Origin of the sequence: Shewanella fidelis ATCC BAA-318 (genome assembly GCF_000518605.1) — a bacterium.
Lineage (GTDB): Bacteria > Pseudomonadota > Gammaproteobacteria > Enterobacterales > Shewanellaceae > Shewanella > Shewanella fidelis.
On the sequence record NZ_JADX01000011.1, the window covers coordinates 1 to 9997 of the forward strand.

The window sequence follows — 9997 nt, forward strand, 5'->3', positions numbered from 1 at the left end:
GAATTTGTCTGGAAACCATAGAGCTGTGGCACCACCTGAATCCATTCCGAACTCAGAAGTGAAACGCAGTATCGCCGATGGTAGTGTGGGGTCTCCCCATGTGAGAGTAGGTCATTTCCAGGCTTTAAATTAAGATTTTCATTGAAAATCGAGTCTCCTAGCCCTGACAAGTTAGCGACTTAAAAAGAATTTAGCATAATGCGTAAGCAGCTTGCTAAAGGAGCGGTAGTTCAGTTGGTTAGAATACCGGCCTGTCACGCCGGGGGTCGCGGGTTCGAGTCCCGTCCGCTCCGCCAACATTACGATAAGCCCTGCTAGCAATAGCAGGGCTTTTTCGTATCTGTAATTTACTCATACTGCGATAAGCTCTTCTTGATTGAGTTTTTATGTAGCTATCTGCGGTTAGTAAATTGTATACACTGATCACGCTTCTACAATATCCTGTGTCACTTGCTGTATAGTATGTGACTTCGCACAACTCTCTGTTGCTTTATAGAGCTATAATACGGCTCGAATGTAAAAAGGTTTATAAGATGGATTGCCGTTTAGGTTGTGGTGCTTGCTGCATTGCACCTTCTATTACTACTCCTATTCCTGGTATGCCAGATGGTAAACCTGCTGGGGTACGTTGTATTCAGCTCAATGAGCAAAACTTGTGTAAGCTATTTGGTAAAGCGGAAAGACCAGCTGTGTGCGGTCTCTTTGCCGCAACCGATGATGTATGTGGCTCAAATGATAGCGAAGCGCTATGGCTTATCAGTACATTGGAAGCTGCTACAAACTGATAGAAGCATACTCTAAAGCTTCATCTAATATTTATTTTACGGATTGTCGATTAATGCAATTAACTCGTTATACAGATTATGGTTTAAGAACGCTGATGTACTTAGCGTTAAACTCTGAAAGAGAATCACTGTTTCGTATCTCTGAGATAACTGAAGTGTTTGATCTGTCTGCTAACCATATTTCGAAAGTGGTTCATCATTTGGGTAAATTGGGTTATTTACAAACAGTGCGTGGCAAGAGCGGCGGTTTTAAGTTAGCTAAGTCTGCATCTGAAATAAATATTGGTCAGGTGGTACGCTCACTTGAAAACTCTTTAGCACCTATTGATTGTACTAAACCCTATTGCTTGTTCACCCCTGCTTGTAAGCTTAAAGGCGTATTGGGCGAGGCTGTGAATGCATATTTAGCCGTGTTAGATGGCTACACTTTAGAGATGATCGTAGCGAATAAGCCTGAGCTTAAGGCTTTATTACCGGACCTTTCAATTCCTATCCTGCAATAGTTGAAATTTGCTAGCGACTGTCGCAGCCGTAGGTTGTGGCAGTAGCTCTGAAGCATGTACTAACTGAATTTTCTCATCATCCAGTCTTGACAAATTATTAGTTAAAAACGCGATAGTTTCAGGATAAGGGTGGGCGATCACTACGATTTGCTTTTTACTTTTGGCAAGCTTGATCGCTTGTTGAAATTGCCGCTCTAAACCAGCCCACGATTTATCATTATCTAGAAATATTTCTCTGTTAAGCAAGGGAATACCTACAGACTGTGCAACTGCGCCTGCTTGGGTAAACTTTGTTGTGCGACTGTCTATGAAATAGATGTCTTGCTGTTGCAACGCTTCCATTACCCAGCGCATAGGTTGCTTTAGTTGAGTGAGCAAACTGCCCATATGGTTATTCGCACCACTTGCATGAGGTACACTTGCGATAGCTTTGCTTACTTGTGTTTTAAATTCTGATTCACTCATGGTGTTAGTCAGGCCACCTTGGCCAATCGCTTTACCGTTTAGCGCCTGCATTGGCAGATGCACTAAAATCTCATTGCCCTGTTGATAAGCTTGAGAGGCGAGAGTTTTGCCTAAAGGAGTGTGGGGCAATATCGATAAAGTGATATTGGCGGGCAATGTCAGTACAGCCTTATCCGATTGACGATATCCGATATCGTCAATAATGATGGCAATTTTGCTGGCGAAGGCACTAGTGCTTGGTAACACGAATAATATTAATAATAAAAGATAGCGCACAGGTAGTTAGTTTTCTTCCTTGATCCATGCAATTGCCGAGCTGACCAATTTATCTTGAGCTACAGACTCACGGAGTGAATTTGTTGCGATTATAGGCATATTTTCACCTTCTGATACAGTATCTAAAGTGATTTTTATATCAGGCTCAATACCTTTTGAGTGAATATCCTTGCCATTTGGAGTGGTATATTTGGCTATGGTGAGCTTTATGGCATTACCGTCCATGAGAGTGGGGATAAGGCTTTGAATGGTACCTTTACCGAAGCTTGTTTGGCCAATTACGGTTGCTCGGCCATTTTCTTGTAAGGCGGCCGCTAAAACTTCTGATGCTGACGCAGAGCCTTTGTTGATTAGAACTGTAATAGGGATATTGGTGGCCATTGTCTGTGGTGAGGCGTAATAGTCTGAGTTGGCATCAAAAAAACGCCCTTCCGTTGACACAATTCGGCCTTTATCGAGAAATAGGTCGGCAATGGTTATTGCTTGATCTAGCAGGCCACCAGGGTTATTCCTGAGATCTAAAATTATTCCGCTAAGATTAGTGTTTTGCCATGCAGATAACTGTTTAACCAGTTTTGGGGTGGTGTTTTCTTGAAAGCTGGATAAGCGAATATAACCTATTTGGTTATCTAGAATTTCAGCCTCAACAGAATTAATAGCAATAATGCTAGGCGATAAGGTGACTGTGTAAATCTCTTGGCTATTTGCTCTTAATATTTCAAGTTTGATAGGCAACTTGTCAAAGCTGTGCTGTTTAATTTGCTTGAGTAACTTTTCTAGTTTATCAGCTGTAACAAGTTGCTCATTGAGCTTAATTACACGGTCGCCGGGTTTGATGCCTGCTTTTGCGGCGGGAGAGCCTGCAAAGGGAGTTACTATGGTTATCTGATCATTATCGGTAGCGATTTCTACTCCAAAGCCAAAGTACTCGCCATTATTTGAATCTTGAACGTCAGCGAAGCTCTGTTTGTCGAGAAAACTCGAGTAGGGGTCGAGTTTGAGAAAAATGCCTTCTATCGCCGCCTCGATCAATTCCTCTTCAGATACATTATCAACATAGTAGGTTTCTATGGTGTCGATAACATCGAGCAGCATCGGGTAATTGATACGAGGTTTATATTGCTGAGTATGTTCCTGTCCGACTAAGGTTAGCGAAAGCCCAAGTGCTAAGCCAATAAAAATGCAGCAAAAATAACGTAATGTTTGTGACATGATAACCCCTTCGTCTATAAGGGGTTATTTGGTCTAACGTTTGCAATATCTTGCAGGATCGACAGCTTGCCCCTTGTGCCTTACTTCAAAGTATAGGCCAGGCTGAGTCTGTCCACCTGAACGGCCAACTAAAGCGATGGATTCGCCCTTGCTAACACTATCACCCGCATTTTTAAGTAGCGCTTGCGCATGACCATAAAGGCTCATGTATCCTTTGCCATGATCGACAACCAAAACCATACCAAAACCCCGCAACCAATCGGCATAAATGACTTTTCCGCCAGCAATGGCTTTGACATTTTGTCCTTCCGCAGCTGAGATCATCACTCCTTTCCACTTCACTTGACCGGAACGTTTACTACCAAAGGCTGATTTTATCCGACCTTTGGTTGGCCAATTGAGCTTATGGCGGCTAGATAAGCCATCAAAAGAGGGGTTGTTTTTTGCAGCGGCTAGCGCTTGTTTGATTACCTGTTTAAGGCTAGCCTCTTCGATTTGTAGCTGCTCTAATACGGCGCCACTACTATTCAAAGTTCGTTGTAGTTGAGTTAGTGTGTTTTGTCGTTGTACCTGCTCTTGGTTCAACTTCTTAGCTTGTTGCTGTTGCTCAATGACCAGTTTATTGAGTCGATTCTGTTGCTGTTGCTGTTCAGTTTGGATCTCTTCGAGTTCTTTTAGAGTGGTCTGTAATTGCTCAATAGAATCAATGCGCGCTTTATTTAAGTATTGATAGTATGCAAGCAGTCGTTCAATGCTGGCTGGAGATTGTTGATTTAACAACATTTTACTGTAGTCGTGATTACCAGCTAAGTAGGCACTTTCGAGTTGATTAGACAGTGATTTCTGTTGGGCTGACTTTAGCTGATTCAGTTGTTGCTGCTTATTGTTAAGCTCGGCAAGTTTTTTATCCGTTTGGCTTAAGTCTTGTTTAGTGCGATTGACTTTCGTTGCCGCTTGGGCAATTGCTTTTTCATCCTCTTTTAACAGCGAGACTAACCTTTCCCTTTGCTTATTGGTGTTTTTTACCTCAGATTGCTGCTTATTGATTTGAGCCTGAATTGATTTCAGCTCAGACTGGCGGCGTTCGAGATCGGTCGCACTGACCATTAAAGGAAGCGATAGAAAGCCAGCAATAATGCTGGCTTTGATAAAAAATCGAATGTTCACTTGTTAACTATTACTCTTTGAGTTTTATTATCGAACGGCCTGTCATCTCTGCAGGTACGTCTTGTCCCATCAAGGTTAACATAGTCGGCGCTAAATCACTCAAACGTCCGCCGGTTTCGATCTCTGCGTCACGTCCAACATAGATGAGTGGCACTAATTCACTGGTATGGGCTGTATGCGCTTGCCCAGTTGTTTCATCAGTCATTTGCTCAGCGTTACCATGATCGGCAGTAATTAAACATTCACCACCCACTTTTTCTAACGCTTCAACAACGCGGCCAATACAAGTGTCAACAGCTTCACAGGCTTTTACTGCTGCTTCAAAGTTACCTGTGTGACCAACCATATCGCCGTTTGGATAGTTACAAATAATCACATCGTAATCGGTTGATTCAATCGCTGCGACTAACTTATCGGTGAGTTCTGTTGAGCTCATTTCCGGTTGTAAGTCGTAGGTAGCGACTTTTGGCGACTGGATTAGAATACGGTCTTCACCTTTAAATGGCTCTTCTTTACCACCATTGAAGAAGAAGGTTACATGCGCATACTTTTCTGTTTCTGAAATACGTAGCTGAGTGAGATCTCGGTTTTGTAGAGTTTCACCTAAGGTGTTAACTAAATCGCTTGAAGGATAAGCGATAGGAGCTTTGATATCAGCCGCGTACTCAGTCAGCATGACGAAGTTTATTTTAGGTGTCACGTTACGCTCAAAGCCAGCAAAATCAGGCTCAACAAAGCTGCGAGTGATCTGACGGGCGCGATCTGCACGGAAGTTCATAAAGATCAGGGCATCGTTATCAGCTAACTTAGCAATATTCCCCTCAGCATCTGGGATCACTGTGCTAGCGACAAACTCGTCATTTTCATCACGGGCATAGGCCGCTTCAATCGCTTCAACAGCGTTTGCAGCTTGATGTAAACCTTTGCCTTCAGTGATTAACTCGTAAGCTTGTGAAACGCGATCCCAGCGGTTATCACGATCCATTGCATAATAACGGCCAATTAACGATGCAATTTGGCCTGTACCTAAGTTGTTAAACAGCTCTTCAAAGTGCGCTAGGCCAGATTTAGCGCTACGTGGTGGTGTATCGCGACCATCAAGGAAAGCATGCAGGTAAACTTTTTTCGCGCCACGATTTACGGCTAGTTTGCACATGGCTTCAATGTGGTCTTGGTGACTATGAACTCCACCAGGAGATAGTAGCCCCATAATATGTACCGCACCATCAGCTTTTATTGCCGCATCAATTGCTGCTGTTAGTGCAGGGTTATTGTCAAATTCACCGTCGGCAATCGATTTGCCAATTCTGGTTAACTCTTGGTAGACAATACGGCCTGAGCCGATGTTGATATGTCCAACTTCAGAGTTACCCATTTGACCATCTGGTAGGCCAACATCTAAGCCAGAACCTGAGATTAAACTGTGTGGATATTTTGCATTTAGCTGATCTAAAACCGGTGTATTAGCATGAAAAACGGCATTTTTCTGCGTGTTTTCACGGTAACCCCAGCCATCGAGGATCAGCAATGCCAACGGGCGTTTGCGTGTCGTCATGGTAGTACCTTTAAGTTTTAAAAAATAAGCTTGAAATCGGAATTGGTTAAATATTACTACCAATTAGCCTTGTGCATAAAGACATTTACTAAGATTAGGCTTATCGAATATGGCTATTGAAGTCATATTAGTATCGCTTGAGCTCCCTTTGCGTGACTAACATTCTGTATTCTGCACCAAGCGATGGTATACTCAGTGCCCTCATTATATTTGGCCCAGAAAAGTAGGCAGTGAACGATGCAAGAATATATGGAATTTTTTAAAGCTAACCCGATGCTAAGTATTGCTTGGGTTGGTTTGTTTGTTGGATTAATTGTTGTTGTATTTAAATCTAGCGTGTCTAAAGTCAAAAATGTTAATCACCAAGAAGCGACTTTGATGATTAATAAACAAGACGCTAAAGTCGTTGATGTACGCGGCAAAGAAGAGTTTAAAAAGGGTCATATCGTAGGCGCAATCAACTTACCATTAGCAGATATCAAAAATAATCAGCTTGGTAACCTTGAAAACGCAAAAGCGAGTCCCATTATAATGGTATGCAACGCTGGAATGACTTCATCTCAAGCTGCTCAGCTGATGGTTAATCATGGTTTTGAAAACGTGAATAACTTGAAAGGTGGTATGGGTGAATGGCAGTCAAATAACTTGCCTGTTTCAAAAAGTAAAAGATAGAAGTGTTAGCCGAGCCATTGATTTTTTGTTGAGTAATTGATTAGAGTGTTAACGCTTAACTTATGTGGTTGCCGGCATTGAACTGAGGGACAACAAGCTCCCTCCTAAAAGCGTCTGTTGACTAAATAAATCAAAAACCGGGAACGCAAATTGGGATCCCCAAGTTTGCCAAGCCCTGAGACTGGCTCTTTTATGTAGCCTCATTAACATTTTTTAAAGGTAGGATAGTATGGCTGAAGTAGCAAACAACGAACAACAAGGTCCACAATTCAACATTCAACGTGTTTACACAAAAGATATCTCTTTTGAAACACCAAACAGCCCAGCTGTTTTCCAAAAAGAGTGGAACCCAGAAGTTAAGCTTGATCTAGATACTCGCAGCAACAAACTATCTGACGACGTATACGAAGTTGTTCTGTCTCTAACAGTAACAGCTAAGAATGGTGAAGAAACTGCATTCCTATGTGAAGTTCAGCAAGCGGGTATCTTCGCTATCGCTGGTCTAACTGAACAGCAGCTAGCTCACTCTTTAGGTGCATACTGCCCTAACGTTCTTTTCCCATACGCTCGTGAAGCAATTGGTAGCCTAGTAAGCCGTGGTACTTTCCCACAGTTAAACCTAGCTCCAGTAAACTTTGACGCACTATTTGCTCAGTATGTTCAACAGCGTCAAGCTGCTGCAGCTGAAGCACCAGCAGAAGAAGCTAACGCTTAATCGCATGAAAAACACTGCCGACATTACGGTACTGGGGGCGGGCTCTTACGGGACCGCCCTTGCCATTTCTTTAGCGAGTAATGGTCACAGAACCATGCTTTGGGGACACGAACCCGAGCACATTGAAAACCTGAAAAATGATAAGTCTAACGAAGCATTTTTACCGGGTATTCCGTTACCAGACTTACTTATTCCAGAAGCAGATTTAGCAACAGCATTAGCCGCATCTAACAATGTGCTAGTGGTGGTGCCTAGCCATGTTTTTGGTTTAGTTCTGACTCAAGCAAAACCACTATTACGCAAAGACTCTCGAATTGTATGGGCAACGAAAGGCTTAGAGCCTGAAACCGGCCGTTTAATTCAAGATGTTGCGCGTGAAGTGTTAGGCGATGAGTTTCCGTTAGCTGTGCTCTCAGGGCCTACTTTCGCTAAAGAACTTGCTGCAGGAATGCCTACGGCAATTTCGATAGCTGGTACCGATCCACAGTTCACTAAAGACTTAGTTGAACTACTGCATAGCCCTAAGCGTTTGCGCGTTTATGCCAACGATGACTTTATCGGTCTGCAACTGGGTGGTGCGGTTAAGAACGTTATTGCTATTGGTGCAGGTCTTTCTGATGGTATTGGATTTGGCGCCAACGCCAGAACAGCACTGATTACCCGTGGTTTAGTTGAGTTAACTCGATTAGGCGAAGCGCTTGGCGCTCAAGGTTCGACCTTTATGGGCATGGCTGGCTTAGGTGATTTGGTGCTCACTTGTACCGACAATCAGTCACGTAACCGCCGCTTTGGTCTAGCACTTGGTAAAGGTTGTGATGTTGAAACAGCACAAGATGAAATTGGCCAAGTAGTTGAAGGTTATCGCAATACTAAAGAGGTCTACACGCTAGCTAAGCGTTTAGGTGTTGAGATGCCTATCACTGAGCAGGTTTATCAAGTCTTGTATAAAGGCAAATCTCCTGTGGATGCCGCCAAAGAGTTGTTAAGCCGCGAGCAGAAGTCTGAGACTTCGTCGGCAGAATAGTATTCAGCTATTAAACTGAATAACTAATACAGTTGATTAAAACCGAAGCCTAGCTTCGGTTTTTTGTTTTGCGCCTACCAGCTGTTGGGGGTAGTACTTCCATGTACAGATACTACTTCATGCCATCCATGGCATAGGTGTTGAGAGTGGTATAAATACTTCCATGTACAAATAACAGTGCTAAAATAGCGCCCCTTTTGTGCTCAAAACTTCCTCTATATTTGAGGCTAGTTACGTTTTTAGGAGTTATCGAGTGAAACATCATGACGTCATTATTATAGGTGCAGGTGCTGCTGGACTAATGTGTGCAGCGACAGCGGGTTACCGAGGCCGTGATGTGTTAGTGCTAGATAATGCTAAGCAAGCGGGGCGAAAAATTCTAATCAGTGGCGGCGGCCGCTGTAACTTCACCAATCAGAAAGTGGAGTCGAGTAACTTTATTTGCGGCAACAGCCACTTTGTTAAGTCAGCTTTAGCACGTTACCGCTCAACTGATTTTATCGAATTGGTCGAGCGTCATGGCATTGAGTATCACGAGCGCGATCATGGTCAGCTATTTTGCAATGACTCAGCGAAAGAGATTGTGACTATGCTGCTTACTGAAAGTGAGTGGGCTGGCGCACAGATAAGATTACGCACTGAAATCAGTGAGATCAGTAAAAATGCAGATGGCTTGTTTGAACTGATAACCGACAAAGAACACTACTCTTGTGAGTCTTTAGTGATTGCCACCGGTGGCTTGTCTATGCCAAAGCTGGGGGCATCGCCTTACGGCTACCATATTGCTCAGCAGTTTGGTTTAAAGGTGCTGCCAACCCATGCTGGACTCGTGCCATTCACTTGGCACAGCGATCAAAAGCAACGCTTTGAAACCCTATCAGGCATTGCGGTGCCAAGTACTATCACCGCTAAAGATGGCACTCAATTTAGTGAGGCATTGCTATTTACCCATCGTGGTCTTTCAGGGCCTGCTATTTTGCAGATCTCAAATTACTGGAACCCTGGCGAAGCCATTAGCATTAACTTGTTACCGGGTGAGGATGTGCGTGCCAAGTTACAGCAAGCGCTTGAGGCGAGTCCAAAACAAAGCCTGCGCAATGCGCTGTCGCAATGGTTACCTAAACGTTTAGTTGAAGTGCTATTTGCTGAGGTGTTACTTAACAAGGCACTTAACCAGTTAGTTCATGCTGAGTTAGAGCAATTGGCTGTCGATCTTGAGTCTTGGAGCTTAGTGATGAACGGCACCGAGGGCTATCGTACTGCCGAAGTGACGCTAGGCGGCGTTGATACTAATGAGCTCTCATCTAAAACCATGGAAGCTAAAGCTGTTCCTGGTTTGTATTTCGTTGGCGAAGTGATGGACGTAAGTGGTTGGTTAGGTGGGTTTAATTTCCAATGGGCGTGGAGCTCTGGAGTTGCAGCTGGCCAAGCTGTATAAGGTGTTTTGGAACAATAAAAACTATAGCCTTGAGACTTTAAATTGTTTTTTGTTTCCGCGCTTAGCGGTATATGTTTGAATAATTAGCGTCTAGTTTAAGGAAGAACTAGCGCAATGAATTAGCTTTTTACCATATTTTCAGATACTTCCTGCCAAAGTTTTACTCTCTAAAAAGTCGTACCTTC

Annotated in this window: 10 protein-coding genes, 1 tRNA gene and 1 rRNA gene; 8 read left to right on the forward strand and 4 right to left on the reverse strand. The window is 43.4% G+C overall.

What is annotated here, in order from left to right; genetic code table 11:
- The first annotated feature begins 7 nt into the window (after positions 1-7).
- From rrf to L884_RS0106010, 4 genes are all read left to right on the forward strand, one after another.
- Positions 8-123 (forward strand): 5S ribosomal RNA (gene rrf / locus L884_RS0105995).
- A 96-nt stretch (positions 124-219) separates the two neighbouring features.
- A tRNA-Asp gene (locus L884_RS0106000) sits at positions 220-296 on the forward strand.
- 237 nt (positions 297-533) lie between these two features.
- Positions 534-785, forward strand: a complete 252-nt coding sequence (locus L884_RS0106005) for a YkgJ family cysteine cluster protein (protein ID WP_028766640.1) — start codon at positions 534-536, stop codon at positions 783-785.
- Between the two features lie 53 nt (positions 786-838).
- A complete protein-coding gene (locus L884_RS0106010; protein WP_028766641.1) occupies positions 839-1288 on the forward strand; it encodes an Rrf2 family transcriptional regulator in 450 nt (149 codons plus the stop codon).
- Here the strand turns inward: L884_RS0106010 and L884_RS0106015 are convergent.
- From L884_RS0106015 to gpmM, 4 genes are read right to left on the reverse strand one after another with little or no spacing between them, the layout of a single operon-like run.
- Positions 1268-2029 (reverse strand): divergent polysaccharide deacetylase family protein, encoded by a 762-nt coding sequence (locus L884_RS0106015; RefSeq protein ID WP_028766642.1) that lies wholly within the window; start codon positions 2027-2029, stop codon positions 1268-1270. The genes L884_RS0106010 and L884_RS0106015 overlap by 21 nt on opposite strands.
- A 6-nt stretch (positions 2030-2035) precedes the next feature.
- Entirely contained in the window at positions 2036-3241 is a 1206-nt protein-coding gene (locus tag L884_RS0106020) for a S41 family peptidase (RefSeq protein ID WP_028766643.1), read from the reverse strand.
- Positions 3242-3274: 33 nt separating this feature from the next.
- Positions 3275-4408, reverse strand: coding sequence for a murein hydrolase activator EnvC family protein (locus tag L884_RS0106025; RefSeq protein WP_028766644.1), 1134 nt, complete (start codon positions 4406-4408; stop codon positions 3275-3277).
- Positions 4409-4418: 10 nt separating this feature from the next.
- Positions 4419-5963 carry a 2,3-bisphosphoglycerate-independent phosphoglycerate mutase gene (gene gpmM, locus L884_RS0106030; protein WP_028766645.1) on the reverse strand — a complete coding sequence of 515 codons (1545 nt, stop codon included), beginning with the start codon at positions 5961-5963 and terminating at the stop codon, positions 4419-4421.
- Positions 5964-6200: 237 nt separating this feature from the next.
- On the opposite strand from gpmM, the gene L884_RS0106035 reads away from it, so the two are divergent.
- The 4 genes from L884_RS0106035 (at position 6201) to L884_RS0106050 (ending at position 9812) form a co-directional block, all read left to right on the forward strand.
- Positions 6201-6635, forward strand: coding sequence for a rhodanese-like domain-containing protein (locus L884_RS0106035; RefSeq protein ID WP_028766646.1), 435 nt, complete (start codon positions 6201-6203; stop codon positions 6633-6635).
- Between the two features lie 229 nt (positions 6636-6864).
- The gene (gene secB, locus L884_RS0106040) at positions 6865-7350 is read left to right on the forward strand and encodes a protein-export chaperone SecB (RefSeq protein WP_012157402.1); all 486 of its coding nucleotides are present in this window, start codon (positions 6865-6867) and stop codon (positions 7348-7350) included.
- 4 nt (positions 7351-7354) lie between these two features.
- Entirely contained in the window at positions 7355-8374 is a 1020-nt protein-coding gene (gpsA, locus tag L884_RS0106045) for an NAD(P)H-dependent glycerol-3-phosphate dehydrogenase (protein WP_028766647.1), read from the forward strand.
- A 253-nt stretch (positions 8375-8627) separates the two neighbouring features.
- On the forward strand, positions 8628-9812 hold the full coding sequence (locus L884_RS0106050; RefSeq protein WP_028766648.1) for a BaiN/RdsA family NAD(P)/FAD-dependent oxidoreductase: 1185 nt from the start codon (positions 8628-8630) through the stop codon (positions 9810-9812).
- The last annotated feature ends 185 nt before the right edge of the window (positions 9813-9997 follow it).